Here is a 19,086-nt window from a genome sequence, read left to right as displayed (position 1 = left end):
GGTCGGTAAGGTGCACGGCGTGCCGCTTGCCTCGAATCCTCCAAACCGTCCGGTGCGGCCCGTCGAGGCCGTGCTCTTCGACTTCCACGGCACACTCGCCCAGGTGGAGGACCCGCTGACCTGGGTGATCGCCGCGGCCGCCGCGTGCGGGACCGAACTGGACCGGGGTAGGGCGACGGTCCTGGCCGACCGTCTGACGACCGCCGGGCGGGCCGGCGGACCGCTGCCGCACCGGGTGCCGCCGCACCTGGCCGAGCACTGGGCCGACCGGGACCTGTACCCGCACAGTCACCGCGCCGCCTACACCGGCCTGGCCGCGACCGTCCACACCGACGTGGCGGGGCTCGCGGACGCCCTCTACGAGCGGCTGCTGCTGCCGGAGGGCTGGCTGCCGTACCCGGAGACCGAACCGACGCTGCGCAAACTCCACGAGGCCGGGGTGAAGGTGGCGGTGGTCAGCAACATCGCCTTCGACATCCGGCCGCTGTTCGCCGCCTGGGGGCTGGACGGGTTCGTCGACGGTTACGCGCTCAGTTACGAGATCGGGCGGATCAAGCCCGACCCGATGATCTTCTACCGGGCGTGCGGCCTGCTCGGCGTCGACCCGGAGCGGGCGCTCATGGTCGGCGACACCCCGGCCGACGCGGGCGCCGTCGACGCGGGACTGGCCGCGCTGGTGCTGCCCGCCGCCGACCCGGGCCGGCCGAACGGCCTGTCCGCGGTGCTGTCACTGGCGCTGGCCGGTCAGGCGTAACAGTCCAGGACGGTCCCCTGACGGCCCTTCTTCACCGCGTCCGCGGCCGGCGTCTCGTCCGGCGACGGGACCGCCGCCTCGGCGATCGCCTTGAGCGTCTCCCTGGCGCCGCCGAACAGCGAGGCCGCGCGGGTGGCCACCGACGGGACGCTGCTGCCGATCGAGTTCGTCATGCCCTACGGTTCGGCGCGCCCGGCGAGATCTGACCCCCGGGTCAACGGAGCAACCGGACCGCACCCGGCACACAGCTCACCTCGACCGGCAGGGGGCCGAGACGCTCGCCGTCGGCGTACCCGATGATGCCCTCCGCCTCGATCCGCACCTCGCGCGCCCGCAGCACGGTGATCCGCGGATCGGTGACGTGGGTGCCGTTGCGCAGGCGCGGCTTCAGCCGCGTGATCGCCGCGCGGCCGAGCGTGGTCGCGAAGATGACGTCGAGCAGGCCGTCCGCCGGGTCGGCGTCCGGCACGATCCGCAGCCCGCCGCCGTAGCTGGGACAGTTGCCCACCGCCACGATCTCGCCCCGCAGATGATGGACGGCGCCGTCGATGGTCACCGTGTAGTCACGGGCCCGCAGCCGGGCCAGCTCCAGCACGATCGCCAGGTCGTAGCGGCGCGGTCCGGACGGCCGGCGCATCCGGTTGGCGCGCTCGTTGACCAGCGCGTCGAACCCGCCGGCCAGGACCGCGCAGAACCATCGCCGCTCACCCCGGGCGTCGCGGGTCCGGGCCAGATCGAACCGGTGGTCCCGCTGATCACGGAGAGCCTCGGCGATCGCCTCCGCGGCCTTCAGCGGATCATGGGGTACGCCCACCGCGCCCGCGAAATCGTTGCCCGTCCCGGCCGGCACCACCCCGAAGCCCACCGGCTGCCCGGCGACCGCCTGCAGGGCCCGGTGCACCGTGCCGTCGCCACCGACCGCCACCACGGCCGCGGCCCCGTCCTCGACCGCCCGGTGGCAGGCCAGCTCGGCCTCGGCACTGCTGCCGGCGTCCAGGAGCCGGACCGTGTGCCCGGCCGCCCCGAGGGCCTGCAACACCCCCGGAAGCAGACCGCGGTGCCGGCCCCGCCCCGCCGAGGGGTTGGCCAGCACCGCGATGAAGTCGCTCGTCACAGCCGCGAAGGTACCCCCGATCGCGATCACCGCCGGTGCGGGGGTGGGTGATTCCCCGGCGCCCGCGATCCTGGTCGTCGCGGGCGGCGGGAGATCACCGCGGAGTGATCCGGCTCAGGTCATGTCGTCGAAGCGGCGTTCGATCGGCATCGGCTTCTCCACCGGCGCCGGCGCGTCGATGGCGGTGGGTGCCTCGACCGGGTCGGACGCGCCGACCGGCACCCGCTCCTCGGCGAGCGGGGAGATCGTGTCGTCGTCGAGCCCGGCGTAGATCTCCTTGCCGCGGCCCTTTCGCTTGTCGTTCAGGAACGCAACCCCGACGGCGATGAAGTACAGCACCGAGATGCAGGCCGCGAGGAGGGTCATGCCGAACGGGCCCGGGTCAGGGGTGGCGATTGCCGCGAACACGAACGCCAGGAAGACCACCGTCCGCCACCAGCTCAGCAGCCGCCGTGCGCTGACCACGCCGGTGAAGTTCAGCATAAGCAGCAGGAGCGGAAACTCGAACGCCGCGCCGAACAGCAGCAGCATGTTCATCACGAAGCCGACGTAGGAGGTGACCTCCAGTTTCGTCGGCTCGCCGATCACACCGGCCTCCATGATGAAGGAGAGGCTGTGACCGATCACGAAGTAGGCGAGCGTCGCACCGGCGAGGAACAGCGGCGTGGCCAGCGCAACGAACACATACGCCCACCTGCGCTCATGACGGTGCAAACCGGGCGCGACGAATGCCCAGAGTTGATAGAGCCAGACCGGCGCACCAACGATCAGACCCACCCACAGTGCGATCTTCAGGCGCAACATCAGCTGGTCGGTCACCGCGAGGCTGATGAACTCGCAGCTACCGGTCGCGTCCGCCGAGCTCGGCAGATCACAGTACGGTGCCTTGAGGATCGCAAAGACGTCCTGCGAGATGACAAAGCCGACGATCAGGCCGGCGACGATCCCCAATGACGCGATGAAGAGCCTGTTACGCAGCTCGCGGACGTGCTCGATGAGCGTCATGGAGCCGTCGGCGGCCTGCTGGAACTTGCTGGGTCCCTTGTTCTTCCGAAGGCTCAGTGCCATCGGCCCGGGTCAGCGGTCATTGGTGCGCTGCACCGGGTCCACGTACGGCTGGGCGGGCGGCTGCTGCGGCTGCTGGTAACCCTGCTGCTGGTACGGCTGCTGCACCTCGCCCTGGAGCGGGGTGCGGCTATGCTGCGGCTCAGCCTTCTCCGCGACGTTGTTGTCGTCGTCGACGAGGCCCTTGGTTTCCGCCTTGATGATCCGCAGCGAACGGCCGAGGGACCGCGCCGCATCCGGCAGTCGCTTCGCGCCGAAGAGCAGGATCAGCACAACAACGAGAACAATGATGTGCCATGGCTTGAGGGCGCCCATGGGAGACTCCAGTCGGTCGGATCAGGTTGCGGGGTCCATCGTACGTGTGGATCCCCGGGATGTTGCCCTCCGCATCCTTCCGGTTTCTTATGATCTTCGGAAGGTCCGGACAACGGGCCGGGAACTGCCTACCGGCGGCCGAGACCGGCTTTGATCTGCTCCACCGTCTCCTGCGCCCGCTCGGCCCGCCCCTGCACGGCGAGCATCGTCTCCTGCATCACCTCGGCCTTGGCCTGCAGGGCGAGCGCCTGCTCCTGGCGGTGCTGCAGCCGCCGGGCCGCGCGCTCCAGGACCCTCAGCCGCCCGAGCAGTCTCGTCCCGGCGACGATCATGACGATCAGCGCGACCGCCACCACGGCGATCCAGACCCACATCAGCACGCGGCCACCCTATCCGGCCGCCGGCCGGTCCGCCGCGAGGCCGTGCGGCGCGGCGTACTGGTCGAGGGCGGTCGCGGCCTGGGCACGGATCCGTTCCAGCAGCTCGGGCGGGCCCACCACGGTGACGTCACGGCCCTGCCCGGCCAGGAACCGCTGCGCCCAGCCGAGGTCGGTGACCCGCATCGTGACCAGCCACTCCGGGCCCTCCCGGACGACCTGCTCGACCGGGTAGTACTCGGTGATCCAGCGCCCGCCGCGGCCCACCCGCAGGGTGACCAGCGGCAGCTCCGGGCCGGGGTGGAAGACGCCGCCGGTGACGTCGTGCGGCACCGCGCCGACCGGCGGCGCGGACGGCTCGTCCAGCTCGGTGAACGCGTCGATCCGGTCGATCCGGAACAGCCGGGTCGCCTCGGCCCGGCGGCACCACGCCTCCAGGTAGTTGAAGCCGCCGACCATCAGCATCCGCATCGGGTCGACCACCCGATCGGTGGTCTCGTCCCGCGACGGGGTGTAGTAGGTGAGCCGCAGCGCGTTGCCGGAGGCGACCGCGGCCCGGACCTTGGCGAGCCGCTCCTGGTTCGCCGGCAGCTTGACGGCCACCGGGGCGTCCGCCAGGTCACCGGCCGCGTTCTCGATCTTGGCGAGGGCCCGCTCGATCGCGTCCCGGGTGCCGATGCCGGGCGTCTCGGCGAGCATCCGCAACGCCACCACCAGGGCGAGGGCCTCGTCCGGGTTGAGCCGCAGCGGCTTGTCCATGCCGGCGTCGTGGCTGATCGTCACGTGGTCGCCGTCGATCGCCATGTCGATCAGGTCGCCGGGGCCGTAGCCGGGCAGCCCGCACACCCAGAGCAGCTCCAGGTCCTCGCGCAGCTGCTTGTCGGTGACGGCCAGGTCGGCGGCCGCCTCGGAGATCAGGATCCCGGGCCGGGCCAGCAGGTACGGCACCAGGTTCAGCAGCCGCCCGAGCCGGTCCGCGGAGGGCGTCCGCGCGCTCATGCCGGCACCGCCGGGGTCTCGTGCCGGGTGATCATCTCTTTGAGGTGCTGGATGACGGCGTCGCGCAGCTCGGGCGGGCCGTCGGCGCGGGCGTCCGGACCGTACCCGGCGATCCGCGAGGCCAGCCAGTCCACGTCGCCGTAGCTGATGGTCAGCCGGTCGCCGTCCGGTCCCGGGGTCACCTCGGCGGCCATCCGGCGCAGCCCGGCGGCCCGGCCGGGGCGGACCGTCACGGTGGCCCGGCCGTTGCGCGCGATCGGCCCGGACGAGCGGGCCACGTGGCTGATCAGGTCCGCGCCGACGGGCGGCTCGAAGGCGCCCGGGCGGCCGGTGGCCTTGACCTCGCCGACGATGCGGGACAGGCGAAAACAGCGGGTGGCGGCCCGGTCGCGGTCGTGGCCCACCACGTACCACCGGCCGCGCCAGCAGACCACGCCCCACGGCTCCAGGCGGCGGGTGCTGGGATCGTCGACCTCGGGCACCCGGTACTTGAAGGTGACCGCGCGGCGCTCCCGGGCGGCCGAGGTGAGCGGCCCGAACGACGGGTCGACGGTCACCACCGGCTCCACGCCGAGGGTCGCCTGCGGGTCCACCTCGACGCCGGCGGCCCGCAGCTTGGCCAGCCCGGACGAGGCGGCGGCGGCCAGTCCGGCGTGCTGCCACAGGCGGGCCGCGATGCCGACGGCGGCCGCCTCGTCCGGTTCGAGAAGGATGTCGGGCAGCGCGTACTCCCGCTGGGCGATCCGGTAGCCGGGCTCCTGGTCGAAGATGCTCGCCGTACCGGTCTCCAGGGGCACGCCCAGCTCACGCAGCTCGGCCTTGTCCCGTTCGAACTTGCGCTGGAACGCCTCGTGGTCGCGTGGGTCCGACGGGTCGTGCTCGTAACCGGGCACGGTCAGGGCGATCTGCGCGGCGGTCAGGAACCGCCGCGTCGACAGGAGGCAGATGACCAGATTCACCAGGCGCTCGGTACGAGTGCGCGACACGAGTGGCAACGCTAGCAGCACCCGGTCGCGGGACTGTCAGGCGTCACTGCCCGGCGCACCTTGTAGGGTTCGCCGCATGGTGCGATGGCGGTCCGGGACGGTCCAGGCGGTGCGGCGCAGCTGGCACGGGGCCGTCGAGCTGGAGGTGAGCACCGGCGACGGCCCGCTGCGTGCCCTCGCCTACCCCGACCTGGTCGGCAGCCCGGAGCCCGGCGACCGGGTGCTGCTCAACGTCGGCGCGCTGGTGATGGGCCTCGGCACCGGAGGGTACGCGCTGGTCGTCGCCCTTCCCGACCGGCTGCCCGCGGATCCGGCCGGCGACGGCGCCACCCGCGACAACGGACACCTCGTAAAGGCCCGCTACACCCCGTTGCAGGCGATCCGGCTGGGCGTGGACGAGGAGGCGTCGCCGTACCGGGAGGTGCTGGCCGCCGCCGAGTCGATCGACGGGATGCCGGTGGTCACCGCCGACCTGCACTCGGCGCTGCCGGCGATCCTGGCCGGGGTCCACGCCGACCGGCCGGACGCCCGGGTGGCCTACCTGATGACCGACGGCGGGGCGCTGCCGGCCTGGTTCTCCCGCACTCTCGACGGGCTGCGCGGCCATCTGGCCGGGACGGTCACCACGGGGCAGGCGTTCGGCGGCGACCTGGAGGCGAGCACCGTGCACACCGGGCTGCTCGCCGCCCGGCACGTGCTGCACGCCGACGTGACCATCGTCGCCCAGGGGCCGGGCAACCTGGGCACCGGCACCACCTGGGGCTTCTCCGGGGTGGCCCTGGGCGAGGCGGTCAACGCGGTCGCGGTGCTGGGCGGGCGGCCGGTCGGCTCCCTGCGGATCTCCGACGGCGACGGTCGCGAGCGGCACCGTGGCGTGTCGCATCACAGCCTCACGGCGTACGGGAAGGTCGCCCTCGTCCCCGCCGACCTGCCGGTGCCGGACGGCCTGGAGCCCGAGCTGGCCGCCCTGGTCGATGCCGCGCTCGCCCCGCTGAGCGGGCGGCACCGCCTGGTCCGCGTCGCCACCGGCGGCCTGGACGCGGCGCTGCGGGCCGCCCCGGTCCCGCTCTCCACGATGGGCCGCAAGCTGGACCAGGACCACGGCTACTTCCTCGCGGCCGCGGCCGCGGGCCGGCACGCGGCGGCGCTGCTGGCCTGACCGGCCGCCACCTCGACCCGGTCGCCGCCCCTGCGGTCAGTCCCGTTTGCGGATCAGGGTCACCCCGTCGCGGACCGGCAGCATCACCGACTCGACCCGGTCATCGGCGACGATCAGATCGTTGAGGGCGGCCACCACCCGGTCCGCGTCGTTCGCCGGGTTCAGCACCCCGCCGCCGCGGAGCACGTTGTCGAAGACCAGCAGACCGCCGGGCCGCAGCCGGGGCACCAGCTCGGCGTAGTAGTCCGGGTAGCCGGTCTTGTCGGCGTCCACGAACCCGAAGTCGATCACCGGGTCCGGGGCGAGAGCGCGCAGCGTCTCGATCGCCGGGGCGATCCGCAGCTCGATCCGGTCGGTCAGCCCGGCACGCTCCCAGTAGTCGCGCGCCACCGACGTCCACTCCTCGGAGACGTCGCACGCCAGCAACCGGCCGCCCGGCCGCAGCCCCCGGGCGATACAGATCGACGAGTAGCCGGTGAAGGTGCCGACCTCGACCGCGTAGTCCACCCCGGTGAGCCGGACCAGCATGGTGAGCAGGGCGCCCTCGTCATGCGAGATCTGCATCCCGGCCGCCTCCGGTTCGAGCTTCGACCAGGTCTCGGCGGCCAGGTCACGCAGCACCGCGTCGGCGGGCGTGCAGTGGGTGAGAAGGTAGTCGTTGACGGCGGGATCGACGATGTCACTCATACCGCCCAGCCTGCCGCACCACCGCACGGCTCCGCTGCCCCGTCCGGCAAAGGATTCCTTCGATGCCACGACAGCCCGATTTTGATCTTCGGGGTCTCAGGACGTGATGATCAGGTAGGCCCAGCCGGCCAGAATGAGGCCGAGGACGGCGGCCAGCACCCACGTGGGGATGCGATGGTTGCCGGCACGGGCGCGCTGGATGTCGCGGTAGATCTTCTCGCGGCGGCGTTCGTGCCGGCGGGAGCGCACCTCGTGCTCGGAGCGCTCGGGTGGTTCGGGCTGGCCGGGCATCGTCATGACCCGGCCAGCCTAGCCCGCCGTGATCACATGCTGGCGATCAGCCGCTCCACCCGCTCGTCGTAGGCGCGGAACGGGTCCTTGCAGAGGACCGTGCGCTGCGCCTGGTCGTTGAGCTTGAGGTGCACCCAGTCGACGGTGAAGTCGCGCCGCTTCTCCTGGGCGTGCTTGATGAACTCGCCGCGCAGGCGCGCCCGCGTGGTCTGCGGGGGCGTCTCCTTGGCCTCGAAGATCTGCAGGTCGTTGGCGATCCGGTCGACCTGTTTGCGCTTCTCCATGAGCGCGTAGAGGCCGCGGCCCCGGCGCACGTCGTGGTAGGCCAGGTCGAGCTGGGCGATCCGCGGGTGTGACATCGGGATCTCGTGCTTGGCCTGGTAGCGCTCGATCAGCTTGTACTTGGAGACCCAGTCGATCTCGCGGGAGACCGGGTCGAGGTCGCCGCTCTCGATCGCGGCGAGGACGCGGCCCCACAGCTCGACGACCCGCTTGGCGACCGGGTCGCCGCCGCGGCGCTCGACGAACTCGGTGGCCTTCGCCAGATACTCCTGCTGGATCTCCAGCGCGGAGACCTCCTTGTTGTTCGCCAGGCGGATCTTGCGGCGGCCGGTGATGTCGTGGCTGACCTCGCGGATGGCCCGGATCGGGTTCTCCAGGGTCAGGTCGCGCATCACCACGCCGGCCTCGATCATGCGCAGCACGATGTCGGCGCTGCCCACCTTGAGCAGCGTGGTGACCTCGTTCATGTTCGAGTCGCCGACGATCACGTGCAGGCGGCGGTAGCGTTCGGCGTCCGCGTGCGGCTCGTCGCGGGTGTTGATGATCGGCCGGGAGCGGGTGGTGGCGCTGGAGACGCCCTCCCAGATGTGCTCGGCGCGCTGGGAGAGGCAGAACACCGCGCCGCGCGGGGTCTGGAGCACCTTGCCGGCGCCGCAGATGAGCTGGCGGGTCACCAGGAACGGGATGAGCACGTCGGCCAGCCGGCCGAACTCGCCGTGCCGGCTGACCAGGTAGTTCTCGTGGCAGCCGTACGAGTTGCCGGCGGAGTCGGTGTTGTTCTTGAAGAGGTAGATCTCCCCCGCGATGCCCTCGTCGTGCAGACGCTTCTCCGCGTCGACGAGCAGGCCTTCGAGGATCCGCTCGCCGGCCCGGTCGTGGGCGACCAGGTCGGTGACGGAGTCGCATTCGGGGGTCGCGTACTCAGGGTGGGAACCGACATCGAGGTAGAGGCGTGCGCCGTTACGGAGGAACACGTTGCTGCTGCGTCCCCAGGACACCACTCGGCGGAACAGGTAGCGGGCCACCTCGTCCGGAGACAGCCGCCGCTGCCCCCGGTAGGTGCACGTGACTCCGTACTCGGTCTCGAGGCCGAAAATTCGCCGTTCCATGACGAAACACTACCGGTAAGGACCGGTTCAGCGGCACCCACAACGGGCCCTTTCATGACAGCGGGGCGTGGTCCAGGCGACCACGCCCCGCGATCGTGCGAACCGACCGCTACTTCTCGGTGTCCTCCGACGCGGCCGACTCGGTCGGCTTGCCTTCGGCCGGCGCGGGCGGCGCCGCGTCGACGTCGCCCAGCTCCGCCTCCGGAACCGGCTCGTGCTCGAGCAGGGTGGTCAGCGCCGCCCCGGTGATCCGCCGGAACGCCCGGCCCGGCCGCCGCCGGTCCAGGACCGCGACCTCGAGCTGCTTCGGCGTCAGGGTGCGGGCCTGGCCGTTCTCCCCGCCGACGCTGCCGAGCGCCTCGGCGGCCAGGGCCAGGGCCACGGTCAGCTCGGCCGTCGCGTCGTGCCGCTCGCGCAGCACGTTGCCGATCGCCTCGGCCTGGCCGCCCATCGCCATGAAGCCGGGCTCGTCCATGACCGAGCCGTCGTAGGTGATCCGGTACAGCTCGTCGGACTCCGGTGAGGCGCCGACCTGCGCCACGCAGATCTCCACCTCGTACGGCTTCTGCGTCTCCGAGAAGATCGCGCCGAGGGTCTGCGTGTACGTGTTGGCGAGCGCCCGCGCCGTCACGTCACGCCGGTCGTAGCTCAGACCGACCATGTCGGCCATCCGGACGCCGCCCCGCCGGAGCGCCTCGAACTCGTTGTACCGCCCCACCGCGGCGAACGCGATCTTGTCGTAGATCTCGCTGATCTTGCGGAGGGTGGTGATGTTCTCGGCGACCAGCAGGATGCCGCCCTCGTAGGTGAGCACCACGGCCGACCGGCCGCGGGCGATGCCCTTGCGGGCGTACTCCGAGCGGTCCCGCTGGACCTGCTCGGGCGACGCGTAGAACTGCATTGCCACGGGTGGCTACCTCCTCTTTCTCGAAAAGCGCGGGTCAGCCGCCCGGGTTCTCCATACGGCCCGCGACGACCCGCTCGGCCACCGTGGTGATCTCTTCGTCGCTGAGGCGGTGGGTGCCGGACGCCGTCGCGGTCATCACCACCGGGTAGATCTTGCGGGTCACGTCCGGCCCGCCGGTCGCGGTGTCGTCGTCGGCCGCGTCGTACAGCGCCTCGACCGCCAGGTTGATCGCGTCGTCGGTGCTCAGCCCGGCCCGGTAGCGCTTCTTCAGCGCCGACTTCGCGAACAGCGAGCCGGAGCCGATCGCCTCGTAGCCGGTCTCCTCGTAGAGGCCGCCGGCCACGTCGAAGCTGAAGATCCGCCCGGCCCGCGCCGGGTCGGACGGGGACAGGTCGAAGCCCGCGAAGAGCGGCACCACGGCCAGGCCCTGCATCGCCGCGCCGAGGTTGCCGCGCACCATGGCCGCCAGACGGTTCGCCTTACCGTCGAGCGAGAGCATGGCGCCCTCGATCTTCTCGTAGTGCTCGAGCTCCACCTGGAACAGGCGGATCAGCTCGATGCCGATCCCGGCCGTCCCGGCGATGCCGATCAGCGAGTAGGCGTCGGCCGGGTGCACCTTCTTGATGTCCCGGCTGGCGATGAGGTTGCCCATGGTGGCCCGGCGGTCACCGGCCATCACCACACCGTCGGCCGTCGCGATCGCGACGATCGTGGTGCCGTGCGGCGCGATGTCCGCGGACAGGCCCGGGGGAAGCGGCCGCCGGCCCGGTAGCAGCTCCGGGGCGGCCTGGCTCAGGAACTGCGTGAAGGAGGACGTCGAAGTGCTGGTGAAGAAATCCGGTAGACGCCCGGATGGATCAAAGCCCGTCGCCACGTGGTTCCTTTCAGGTACGTGCAGTTGAAGCACAATATCCCGCCGAAGCGAGCGGTTGCGATCAACGCCATCGACATGTCTTGAGGAAATGCCGGACGCCGCCGAAACGGCGACGTCCGGTCACTTACAAGCGGACAAAACGGTCACTGACCGCCCTTTTGGACGTATCCCCTCACGAACTCCTCGGCGTTCTCCTCCAGGACGGAGTCGATCTCGTCCAGCAGGTCGTCGACGTCCTCGGTGATCTCCGCGTGCCGCTCGGCGACCTCGGGATTGGCCTCGACGGTGACGTCCTCGATCTCCTGGTCGCTGCGGCCCTTCCCGCTCTGCGACTGACCACCTGTGTCTCGGGTTGCCATGGATGCCCCCTTCTGAAGCCACCCGAAGTCCTGCACCATCGGGTTGGGAAAAACCTACCTCGCGCCTATGACGAAAAGTCCCGCCGGAACGGGTGTTTTATTACCGGCTCGTGATCACCTCGAGCAGATCCTTGGCGCTCTCACACGTGTCGAAGAGCTGGCCGACGTGCTTCTTGGTGCCCCGCTCCGGCTCCATCATGGGCACCCGGACCAGCGATTCCCGGCCCACATCGAAGATGACCGAGTCCCAGCTGGCGGCGACCACCTCGGAGGCGTACTGCGCCAGGCAGCGGCCCCGGAAGTAGGCCCGGGTGTCCTCCGGCGGCTCGTACATGGCGCGCTGCGTGTCGTCGGGGTCCAACAGGGTCTTCATCGACCCGCGGGCCACCAGGCGGTGGTAGAGGCCCTTCTCCGGGCGCACGTCCGAATACTGCAGGTCGACGAGCTGGAGCTTCGGCGAGGACCAGCCGAGGTTCTCCCGCTCCCGGTAGCCCTCCAGCAGCCGCAGCTTGGCCACCCAGTCGAGGGTGTCGGACAGCAGCATCGGGTCGCGGCCGAGCTTGTCCAGCACGTCCTCCCAGCGGTCCAGGACGTCGAGGGTCTGCTCGTCGGCGTCCTGGCCGTACCGGTCGTCGACGAACTGGCGGGCGCGCTCGTAGTAGGCCCACTGGAGGTCCAGTGCGGTGAGCCGGCGGCCGTCGCGCAGCCGCATCAGATGCCCCAGCGCCGGGTCGTGGCTGACCGCCTTGAGCTCGGAGACCGGGTCGGCGATGCCCAGCTCGCCGGTGAACACCTTCTCCTCGATCATGTTCAGCACCAGGGCGGTGGTGCCGACCTTGAGGTAGGTGGCGATCTCGGAGAGGTTGGCGTCGCCGATGATCACGTGCAGCCGGCGGTACTTGTCGGCGTCGGCGTGCGGCTCGTCCCGGGTGTTGATGATGGGCCGCTTCAAGGTCGTCTCCAGACCCACCTCGACCTCGAAGAAGTCGGCGCGGGAGGAGATCTGGAAGCCGGAGCCGCTGCCGTCCTGCCCGATGCCGACGCGCCCGGCGCCACAGTAGATCTGCCGGGTCACGAAGAACGGGGTGAGGTGGGCGACGATGTCGGCGAACGCGGTCTGCCGGCGCATCAGGTAGTTCTCGTGGGCGCCGTACGACGCGCCCTTGTTGTCGGTGTTGTTCTTGTAGAGCTGGATCCGGTGGGCGCCCGGGATGGTGGCGGCCCGCCGCGACGCCTCGGCCATCACCCGCTCGCCCGCCTTGTCCCACTTCACGATGTCGAGCGGGTTGGTCACCTCGGGCGTGCTGTACTCCGGGTGGGCGTGGTCGACGTAGAGCCGCGCGCCGTTGGTCAGTATCACGTTGGCCAGGCCGAGGTCCTCGTCGGCGAGTGCCTCCGCCGGGTCGTAGGCGGCGCCGGAGTAGGTGAAGCCCCGCGCGTCACGCAGCGGGGACTCCTCCTCGTAGTCCCAGCGCGCGCGGCCGTTGCGGTTGAGCTCGGGGCGGGCGCCGTAGGCGTTGACCACCTGGGACGACGTGACCATCGGATTGGCGCCGGGCTGACCGGGCACCGAGATCCCGTACTCCACCTCGGTGCCCATAATCCGTCGAACGCTCATGCGACCACCCTGTTCTTTAGGACCGCGCTGTCCGCCACGAGGCCAAGCCTGCTCATGCATCGAGCCTAGACGCTCTCATGGCGCTTTCCGAAGCTGCCCGTGCGCGCGTCGGCACCTTGCGTGGCGATGTTGATCATCGGGAGCCGGCGGGCGGGCGATCGGGCCGGACGCTCCACGTACCGGTGACCTGCCCAGGCCGTGCCGAGGGCACCCGCCGTGAGCAGCGGCGCGCCGATCAGCGGCCGGCCGGCGGCGTGGACGGCCGCCGCGAGGACCGGGACATAAAGCAGATAGCGCAAATAACCGACCGGGCCGGGCCACGCCGGCGGGCGCTGTTCGCTCAGCGCGTAGCCGGGCCGGGCGACTGTCGAACGAGGACGGGGCCGGAGGGAGAACCCTCCGGCCCCGTCCACCGCACGTGCTGGTTACAGGTACTGACCGGTGTTGGTGGCGGTCTCGATGGACCGGCCGGCCTCGGCGCCCTTGCCGCCGGAGACGAGGGTACGGATGTAGACGATCCGCTCGCCCTTCTTGCCGGAGATCCGGGCCCAGTCGTCGGGGTTGGTGGTGTTCGGCAGGTCCTCGTTCTCCCGGAACTCGTCGACGCAGCTGTCGAGCAGGTGCTGCAGCCGGAGCCCCTTCTTGCCGGAGGTGAGGAACTCCTTGATCGCCATCTTCTTGCCACGGTCGACGATGTTCTGGATCATCGCGCCGGAGTTGAAGTCCTTGAAGTACAGGACCTCCTTGTCACCGTTGGCGTAGGTGACCTCCAGGAAGCGGTTCTCCTCCGTCTCCGTGTACATCCGCAGGACGACGGCCTCGATCATCGCGGCCACCGTGGCGTCCCGGTTGCCACCGTGCTCGGTCAGGTCGTCCGAGCTGAGCGGCAGGTCGGCCAGGATGTACTTGGCGAAGATGTCCTTCGCCGCCTCCGCGTCCGGGCGCTCGATCTTGATCTTCACGTCGAGACGGCCGGGCCGCAGGATCGCCGGGTCGATCATGTCTTCCCGGTTGGAGGCACCGATGACGATCACGTTCTCCAGGCCCTCGACACCGTCGATCTCGCTGAGCAGCTGGGGAACGATCGTGTTCTCCACGTCGCTGGAGACACCCGAGCCACGGGTCCGGAAGATCGAGTCCATCTCGTCGAAGAACACGATCACCGGGGTGCCCTCGCCGGCCTTCTCCCGGGCACGCTGGAAGACCAGGCGGATGTGCCGCTCGGTCTCGCCCACGTACTTGTTCAGCAGCTCCGGGCCCTTGATGTTGAGGAAGTAGCTGGTGTGCTTCTCCTCGCCACGCCGCTCGGCGATCTTCTTGGCCAGCGAGTTGGCCACCGCCTTGGCGATCAGGGTCTTGCCGCAGCCGGGCGGGCCGTAGAGCAGGATCCCCTTGGGCGGGCGCAGCTGGTGCTCCCGGAACAGGTCGGCGTGCAGGAACGGCAGCTCCACCGCGTCGCGGATCTGCTCGATCTGCGAGTGCAGGCCACCGATGTCGCTGTAGTCGACGTCGGGGACCTCCTCCAGGACGAGCTCCTCGACCTCGCTCTTCGGGATCCGCTCATAGGCGTACGCCGAGCGCGGCTCGATCATCAGCGAGTCGCCGGCGCGCAACTTGGTGATCTCGAGCGAGTCGGCGAGGAACACGATGCGCTCCTCGTCGGCGTGCGACACCACCAGCGCCCGGTCGGCCGGACCACCCGACGGGTTGTCCAGGACCTCCTTGAGCAGCACCACCTCGCCGGTGCGCTCGAAGCCGAACGCGTCGACGACGTTGAGAGCGTCGTTCAGCAGGACCTCCTGGCCCCGCTGGAGCTCGTCGGTGGCGAGCGACGGCGAGACCGCCACCCGCAGTTTGCGGCCACCGGTGAACACGTCCACCGTGCCGTCCTCGTGGGCCGTCAGGAACACGCCGTAGCCGCTGGGCGGCTGGGCTAGCCGGTCAATCTCTTCCTTGAGAGTGACGATCTGGGCCCGGGCTTCCTTGAGGGTCGCCACGAGCCGCTCGTTGTTCTCGGTCACTCGGGCCAGCTGCGCCTGCGTTGCCGCGAGCCGTTCCTCGAGCTGCCGGAGGTGTCGGGGGCTCTCCGTCAACTTCCGCCGGACCAGAGCGAGTTCCTCTTGCAGAAACGCGACCTGACTCGAGAGATCGTTGACTTCCTTCTCCGCTCGCGCGGCGCGGGAGTCCGCTTCGTCGCTACGTGCCACGTCCCACCTCCCCGGGGGGCTCGAACGTCTTGGGTCAACACTAGCCGTTCGGAAACCGATTTTGACCCATGCAACACCCTCGTCACCGACTCTTGATCGATTGGTCCGACCGCACCTGAGCCGGTCGGACAGACTTCGGGTACCGTCAGCCGTCACCGGTTGTGGGAGGTAGAAGTGTCGGCTGACACTGATGAGCTGCGTGTCTGGATCGATCAGGACCTGTGCACCGGTGACGGACTCTGCGTGCAGTACGCCCCGGAGGTGTTCGAACTGGACATCGACGGACTCGCCTATGTGAAAGACCACTCCGGCGAGTTGCGGCAGGAACCGGGGGCCCGGGTAGGGGTGCCCAGGGGCCTGCTCCTGGAGGTCGTCGACTCGGCCAAGGAGTGCCCCGGCGACTGCATCCACGTGGTCCGGGCGTCCGACGGCACGGCGGTCGCCGGCCCCGGCGCCGACTGACCGCCGCCGCGCGAGTGAAGGTGAGTGACGGTCAGAGGGTGGGACGCCCGACCAGGGACGCCACCACCCGGGAGAACTCCTCGAGCCGGGCGATCTGACCAGGCCCGCCGTCGTCCAGCGTCTTGCCGAAGCGCAGCGCGTCGTGCCGCAGCGGGGCACGGCCCTCCTCCTCGCCCACGCCGGGCGGCGGCACCGCGTCGTCGACCGAGCTGAGCAGCAGGTAGACGTCGATGCTGTCGACCCGCGCCTGCCCGTTCGGAGTGCGGGTCAGCCGCCGCCGGCAGCCCACCTCGGTGACCGTGGACAGCGGCACCACCCGCAGCGACGAGGTCATCGCGCCGGCCGGGCCGTCGCCGGGCGCCACGTCCTCCCCGTGCCACAGCACCAGCCGGCTGCCGTCGCAGACGACGACCTCCTGCCACACCCCGTTCACCTCGTTGACGAAGCGCTCCAGGGTGAAGCACAGCACCTGGGCGCCGCGCAGCACCCCGAACAGCGCCTCCAGCGCCACCTCGGGATCACGCAGGTAGGCGCGGGCCGCCGAATCCAGGTCCGGGTAGGGCGACCAGTCCGGGAAGACCGCGGGCATCTCGTTGCTGCCGCCGAAGGGCGGAGAACTCATGGCTGGCGCTCCTCCGTGTCGTCCCGATCGCTAGGAACCTACCGGACCGCGATGGAGACGGTCACTCCCCCGTCGACTCCTCCCGCTGCGCGGCGAGAGCGGCCTGGGTGGCCTTGCGGATCGCGTACGCCTCCGCGCCCTTGCTGGGCTTGCGGCGCCGCGGCGGCGCGGTGACGCCGGGCGCGAGCTTGCGCGCCGACACCAGGAAGGCGGTGTGCGCGATCATCCGGTGGTCCGGCCGCACCGCGAGCCCGTCGGCGTGCCAGTCGCGGACCAGCGACTCCCACGCCCGCGGCTCGGTCCAGCCGCCCCGCTCGCGCAGCGCCTCGACCAGTTCGGACAGCTGCGGGGTGGTGGCCACGTAGCCGATGAACACGCCACCCGGGACGAGCGACTTCTCGACCATGTCGAGCGCCTCCCACGGGGTCAGCATGTCCAGGATGATCCGGTCGAAACCGGTGATGTCGTTGCCGGCCACGTCACCGTGGTGCAGATGCCACGCCGGGTGCGGGCCGCCGAAGAACGCCTCCACGTTCTTCCGGGCCACCGCCGCGAAGTCGTCGCGCAGCTCATAGCTGTGCACCTCGCCGGAACTGCCCACGGCCCGCAGCAGCGAGCAGGTCAGCGCGCCCGAGCCGGCGCCCGCCTCGAGCACCTTGGCGCCCGGGAAGACGTCGCCCATCGCGACGATCTGCGCCGCGTCCTTCGGGTAGATCACCTGCGCGCCGCGCGGCATCGACAGCACGTAGTCGGACAGCAGCGGCCGCAGCGCCAGGTAGGCGGTGCCGCTGGACGCGGTGATCACGCTGCCGTCGGGCAGGCCGATCAGGTCGTCGTGCTCCAGGGCGCCGCGGTGGGTGTGGAACGCCTTCCCGGGCTCCAGCACGATGGTGTGCATCCGGCCCTTCGGGTCGGTCAGCTGAACGCGGTCACCCGCCCGGAACGGTCCGCGGTGCGCGGGCACCGAGTCGTCGACGGCGGTGGTCGGGGTTGTGGTCACTGCTCTTCTTTCCCAAAGGTCCGTCAGGTACGGCTCGCGCGCCTCGGTTCCAGCACGGCGGCCACGTCGGCGACCCGCAGGACGCCCACGACATCCTCGCCTGCGGTCACCAGGTACTGCGCACCCGGGTGGGCCTGCAGCGCGCGGACCACCTGCTCGCCGGTCAATCCCAGCGGCAGGGCGGTCAGCGCGTCCCGCGAACGGGAGACGCTCTCCACGCTCACCCACGGCCGCCGGTCCACCGGCACCCGCTCGGCCTGCACCGGATCCACCACCGCGGTCAGGCTGCCCGCCGAGTCCGCCACCGCCAGCACCACGTCCGGCCGCGGATCCTCGGCCCGGCGCCGCTGCGCCTCACCCAGCGGCGTGCCCGCCGGGACCGCCAGCACCGGCCGGACCAGCGCGCCCAGATCGACCAGCGGGAACCGGCCGGTCATCCGGCCCAGCCGGATCGACTGCCCCGCCCCCTGCCACAGGGTGAGCACCACCAGCAGCACGAAGATCAGCCCGAGCAGGGTCAACAGGCCGGTCAGATGCAGCGTCACCACGACCGCCGCGGTGATCAGGGCCAGCACCCGGCCCGCCCAGCCGGCCGCCACGGTCGCCCGGTTGCGGTCCTTCAGGATCGCCCACAGCGCCGCCCGCAACGCCCGGCCACCGTCCAGCGGCAGGCCCGGCAGCACGTTGAAGACCGCCACCAGCACGTTGCTCACCGCCAGCTGGAAGGCGATCTGCCCGGGCACGGTCCGCTCCGGCAGCACCAGCGCGGCCGCCGTCGCCACCCCGCCCAGCAGCAGCGACACGGCCGGCCCGGCCAGCGAGACGAGCGCGTCCACCCGGGGCGCCGGCGCGTCCCGGTCCATCTCGGTCCAGCCGCTGAGCAGCTCCAGCGTGATCCGGCGCACGCCGATCCCGAACCGGCGGGCGGTCAGCGCGTGGCCCAGCTCGTGCAACAGCACCGAGCCGAGCAGACAGACCACGAAACCCAGACCCACGAGGTACGCCCAGGGCTGCGCCAACCCCAGCTCGGCCTGCGCGTAGTTCCCATACACCACGGTGACCAGCACCCCGAGCAGCAGCATCGACGCGTTCGCATGCACCGGGATGCCGGCGACGTGCCCCACCGGCCGCCCGTCGGCCGGCGGCGGGACCTGCGGTGTCCGGCTCTGCTCCACGCGATCGATGCTACGGACACGCCCGCGCGGTACCCACCCCGCGTTTTTCGTCGTACCCCTGGCCTAGCCTCTTGAGACATGACGGCGCTCTCTCCCATGGCTGCCCAGCCGGTCTCCCCACCCCCGCAGCCCGGTGACCCGGCCCCCGCCTCCGTTCCCGGCCAGGTCACGGCCGCCGACGGCCCGGCGCCGGGCGGGCGCGGCCGCCGGATGGCGGCGCCGTCCGGGCCGTCGTTGTCGCCGTCGCGGGCCGCCGACTTCAAGACGTGCCCGCTGCTGTTCCGCTTCCGCACGGTGGACAAGCTGCCCGAGACGCCCTCCGCCGACCAGGTCCGCGGCACCCTGATCCACGCCGTCCTGGAACGCCTGTTCGACCTGCCCGCCGCCGACCGCACCCCGGAGGCCGCGGCCGCGCTCGTCGCCCCCGAGTGGGAGAAGCTGGTCGCCCAGGAGCCCGAGCTGGCGTCATTGTTCGCCGCCGAGCCACCCGTGGCCGCCGGGCCGTCCGGTTCCCCCGCCGCCCGGTCGGCCGGCACACAGACCGACCCCGCGACGGACGGCGGCGTGAGCGACCCTGCGACGGACGGCGAGCTGAGCAACCCGGCGGCCGGCGGCCGGCTGAGCGATCCTGCGGCCGGCGGGCAGAGCGGCCCCGCGGCCGGCGGCCAGCTGAGTGACCCTGCGGCCGGCGGACAGAGCGGCCCCGCAGCCGGCGGCCAGCTGA

Annotated in this window: 22 protein-coding genes and 1 pseudogene; 4 read left to right on the top strand and 19 right to left on the bottom strand. The window is 71.1% G+C overall.

The window, feature by feature from the left end:
- The first annotated feature begins 10 nt into the window (after positions 1 to 10).
- Positions 11 to 754 carry an HAD family hydrolase gene (locus tag J5X75_RS36010; protein WP_307798110.1) on the top strand — a complete coding sequence of 248 codons (744 nt, stop codon included), beginning with the start codon at positions 11 to 13 and terminating at the stop codon, positions 752 to 754.
- Here J5X75_RS36010 and J5X75_RS36005 read toward each other — a convergent pair.
- From J5X75_RS36005 to J5X75_RS35975, 7 genes are all read right to left on the bottom strand, one after another.
- Entirely contained in the window at positions 745 to 927 is a 183-nt protein-coding gene (locus tag J5X75_RS36005) for a hypothetical protein (RefSeq protein ID WP_208468219.1), read from the bottom strand. The two genes, J5X75_RS36010 and J5X75_RS36005, sit on opposite strands and share 10 nt — an antisense overlap.
- 41 nt (positions 928 to 968) lie before the next feature.
- Entirely contained in the window at positions 969 to 1,898 is a 930-nt protein-coding gene (locus J5X75_RS36000) for a diacylglycerol/lipid kinase family protein (protein WP_372450889.1), read from the bottom strand.
- Positions 1,899 to 1,982: 84 nt separating this feature from the next.
- On the bottom strand, positions 1,983 to 2,936 hold the full coding sequence (gene tatC / locus J5X75_RS35995; protein ID WP_208468221.1) for a twin-arginine translocase subunit TatC: 954 nt from the start codon (positions 2,934 to 2,936) through the stop codon (positions 1,983 to 1,985).
- Between the two features lie 9 nt (positions 2,937 to 2,945).
- Complete coding sequence (gene tatA, locus J5X75_RS35990) at positions 2,946 to 3,248, bottom strand: Sec-independent protein translocase subunit TatA (protein WP_208468222.1); 303 nt, start codon at positions 3,246 to 3,248, stop codon at positions 2,946 to 2,948.
- A gap of 128 nt (positions 3,249 to 3,376) precedes the next feature.
- Complete coding sequence (locus J5X75_RS35985; RefSeq protein ID WP_208468268.1) at positions 3,377 to 3,622, bottom strand: hypothetical protein; 246 nt, start codon at positions 3,620 to 3,622, stop codon at positions 3,377 to 3,379.
- A gap of 15 nt (positions 3,623 to 3,637) precedes the next feature.
- Positions 3,638 to 4,624 (bottom strand): helix-turn-helix transcriptional regulator, encoded by a 987-nt coding sequence (locus J5X75_RS35980; protein ID WP_208468223.1) that lies wholly within the window; start codon positions 4,622 to 4,624, stop codon positions 3,638 to 3,640.
- On the bottom strand, positions 4,621 to 5,610 hold the full coding sequence (locus tag J5X75_RS35975) for a helix-turn-helix transcriptional regulator (RefSeq protein WP_208468224.1): 990 nt from the start codon (positions 5,608 to 5,610) through the stop codon (positions 4,621 to 4,623). Before J5X75_RS35975 ends, J5X75_RS35980 begins: the two co-directional genes overlap by 4 nt.
- Positions 5,611 to 5,686: 76 nt before the next feature.
- On the opposite strand from J5X75_RS35975, the gene J5X75_RS35970 reads away from it, so the two are divergent.
- Positions 5,687 to 6,769 (top strand): DUF3866 family protein, encoded by a 1,083-nt coding sequence (locus J5X75_RS35970; protein WP_208468225.1) that lies wholly within the window; start codon positions 5,687 to 5,689, stop codon positions 6,767 to 6,769.
- A 36-nt stretch (positions 6,770 to 6,805) separates the two neighbouring features.
- Here the strand turns inward: J5X75_RS35970 and J5X75_RS35965 are convergent, their stop codons facing one another.
- The 9 genes from J5X75_RS35965 to arc form a co-directional block, all read right to left on the bottom strand.
- Positions 6,806 to 7,456 (bottom strand): O-methyltransferase, encoded by a 651-nt coding sequence (locus tag J5X75_RS35965; protein ID WP_208468226.1) that lies wholly within the window; start codon positions 7,454 to 7,456, stop codon positions 6,806 to 6,808.
- 96 nt (positions 7,457 to 7,552) lie between these two features.
- Positions 7,553 to 7,753: a hypothetical protein gene (locus J5X75_RS35960; RefSeq protein ID WP_238488132.1), complete on the bottom strand. Its 201-nt coding sequence runs from the start codon at positions 7,751 to 7,753 to the stop codon at positions 7,553 to 7,555.
- Positions 7,754 to 7,779: 26 nt separating this feature from the next.
- Positions 7,780 to 9,138, bottom strand: coding sequence for a Pup--protein ligase (pafA, locus tag J5X75_RS35955; RefSeq protein WP_208468227.1), 1,359 nt, complete (start codon positions 9,136 to 9,138; stop codon positions 7,780 to 7,782).
- Between the two features lie 109 nt (positions 9,139 to 9,247).
- Complete coding sequence (gene prcA / locus J5X75_RS35950) at positions 9,248 to 10,045, bottom strand: proteasome subunit alpha (RefSeq protein WP_208468228.1); 798 nt, start codon at positions 10,043 to 10,045, stop codon at positions 9,248 to 9,250.
- Between the two features lie 34 nt (positions 10,046 to 10,079).
- Entirely contained in the window at positions 10,080 to 10,919 is an 840-nt protein-coding gene (gene prcB / locus J5X75_RS35945) for a proteasome subunit beta (protein WP_208468229.1), read from the bottom strand.
- A 143-nt stretch (positions 10,920 to 11,062) separates the two neighbouring features.
- Positions 11,063 to 11,278 (bottom strand): ubiquitin-like protein Pup, encoded by a 216-nt coding sequence (locus J5X75_RS35940; RefSeq protein WP_106320381.1) that lies wholly within the window; start codon positions 11,276 to 11,278, stop codon positions 11,063 to 11,065.
- A gap of 100 nt (positions 11,279 to 11,378) precedes the next feature.
- Positions 11,379 to 12,896, bottom strand: a complete 1,518-nt coding sequence (dop, locus tag J5X75_RS35935; protein WP_372450890.1) for a depupylase/deamidase Dop — start codon at positions 12,894 to 12,896, stop codon at positions 11,379 to 11,381.
- A 65-nt stretch (positions 12,897 to 12,961) separates the two neighbouring features.
- Positions 12,962 to 13,195: a hypothetical protein gene (locus tag J5X75_RS35930; protein WP_208468230.1), complete on the bottom strand. Its 234-nt coding sequence runs from the start codon at positions 13,193 to 13,195 to the stop codon at positions 12,962 to 12,964.
- Between the two features lie 126 nt (positions 13,196 to 13,321).
- Positions 13,322 to 15,103 carry a proteasome ATPase gene (gene arc, locus J5X75_RS35925; RefSeq protein ID WP_208468231.1) on the bottom strand — a complete coding sequence of 594 codons (1,782 nt, stop codon included), beginning with the start codon at positions 15,101 to 15,103 and terminating at the stop codon, positions 13,322 to 13,324.
- A 174-nt stretch (positions 15,104 to 15,277) separates the two neighbouring features.
- On the opposite strand from arc, the gene J5X75_RS35920 reads away from it, so the two are divergent.
- Complete coding sequence (locus J5X75_RS35920) at positions 15,278 to 15,565, top strand: ferredoxin (RefSeq protein WP_208468232.1); 288 nt, start codon at positions 15,278 to 15,280, stop codon at positions 15,563 to 15,565.
- 31 nt (positions 15,566 to 15,596) lie between these two features.
- Here the strand turns inward: J5X75_RS35920 and J5X75_RS35915 are convergent, their stop codons facing one another.
- The 3 genes from J5X75_RS35915 to J5X75_RS35905 all read right to left on the bottom strand — a co-directional run bounded on the left by J5X75_RS35915 (position 15,597) and on the right by J5X75_RS35905 (position 18,362).
- On the bottom strand, positions 15,597 to 16,187 hold the full coding sequence (locus tag J5X75_RS35915) for a hypothetical protein (protein WP_188126163.1): 591 nt from the start codon (positions 16,185 to 16,187) through the stop codon (positions 15,597 to 15,599).
- Positions 16,188 to 16,248: 61 nt separating this feature from the next.
- Complete coding sequence (locus J5X75_RS35910; RefSeq protein WP_307798111.1) at positions 16,249 to 17,187, bottom strand: tRNA (adenine-N1)-methyltransferase; 939 nt, start codon at positions 17,185 to 17,187, stop codon at positions 16,249 to 16,251.
- Between the two features lie 23 nt (positions 17,188 to 17,210).
- Positions 17,211 to 18,362 carry a site-2 protease family protein gene (locus J5X75_RS35905; protein ID WP_372450891.1) on the bottom strand — a complete coding sequence of 384 codons (1,152 nt, stop codon included), beginning with the start codon at positions 18,360 to 18,362 and terminating at the stop codon, positions 17,211 to 17,213.
- A gap of 210 nt (positions 18,363 to 18,572) precedes the next feature.
- Between J5X75_RS35905 and J5X75_RS46585 the strand changes: the two are divergent.
- Positions 18,573 to 18,842, top strand: a pseudogene (locus J5X75_RS46585) (RecB family exonuclease); the annotation flags it as partial.
- Between the last annotated feature and the right edge of the window lie 244 nt (positions 18,843 to 19,086).

Source organism: Actinoplanes flavus (assembly GCF_017592555.1).
Taxonomy (GTDB): domain Bacteria; phylum Actinomycetota; class Actinomycetes; order Mycobacteriales; family Micromonosporaceae; genus Actinoplanes; species Actinoplanes flavus.
This window is presented reverse-complemented; position numbering and strand designations above follow the sequence as displayed.

Coding starts and splice junctions, on each gene's coding strand:
- J5X75_RS36005 (WP_208468219.1), bottom strand. CDS start 927: ATGACGAACTCGATCGGCAGCAGCGTCCCGTCGGTGGCCACCCGCGCG.
- tatC (WP_208468221.1), bottom strand. CDS start 2,936: ATGGCACTGAGCCTTCGGAAGAACAAGGGACCCAGCAAGTTCCAGCAG.
- tatA (WP_208468222.1), bottom strand. CDS start 3,248: ATGGGCGCCCTCAAGCCATGGCACATCATTGTTCTCGTTGTTGTGCTG.
- J5X75_RS35985 (WP_208468268.1), bottom strand. CDS start 3,622: ATGTGGGTCTGGATCGCCGTGGTGGCGGTCGCGCTGATCGTCATGATC.
- J5X75_RS35980 (WP_208468223.1), bottom strand. CDS start 4,624: ATGAGCGCGCGGACGCCCTCCGCGGACCGGCTCGGGCGGCTGCTGAAC.
- J5X75_RS35970 (WP_208468225.1), top strand. CDS start 5,687: ATGGTGCGATGGCGGTCCGGGACGGTCCAGGCGGTGCGGCGCAGCTGG.
- J5X75_RS35965 (WP_208468226.1), bottom strand. CDS start 7,456: ATGAGTGACATCGTCGATCCCGCCGTCAACGACTACCTTCTCACCCAC.
- J5X75_RS35960 (WP_238488132.1), bottom strand. CDS start 7,753: ATGACGATGCCCGGCCAGCCCGAACCACCCGAGCGCTCCGAGCACGAG.
- pafA (WP_208468227.1), bottom strand. CDS start 9,138: ATGGAACGGCGAATTTTCGGCCTCGAGACCGAGTACGGAGTCACGTGC.
- J5X75_RS35940 (WP_106320381.1), bottom strand. CDS start 11,278: ATGGCAACCCGAGACACAGGTGGTCAGTCGCAGAGCGGGAAGGGCCGC.
- dop (WP_372450890.1), bottom strand. CDS start 12,896: ATGAGCGTTCGACGGATTATGGGCACCGAGGTGGAGTACGGGATCTCG.
- J5X75_RS35915 (WP_188126163.1), bottom strand. CDS start 16,187: ATGAGTTCTCCGCCCTTCGGCGGCAGCAACGAGATGCCCGCGGTCTTC.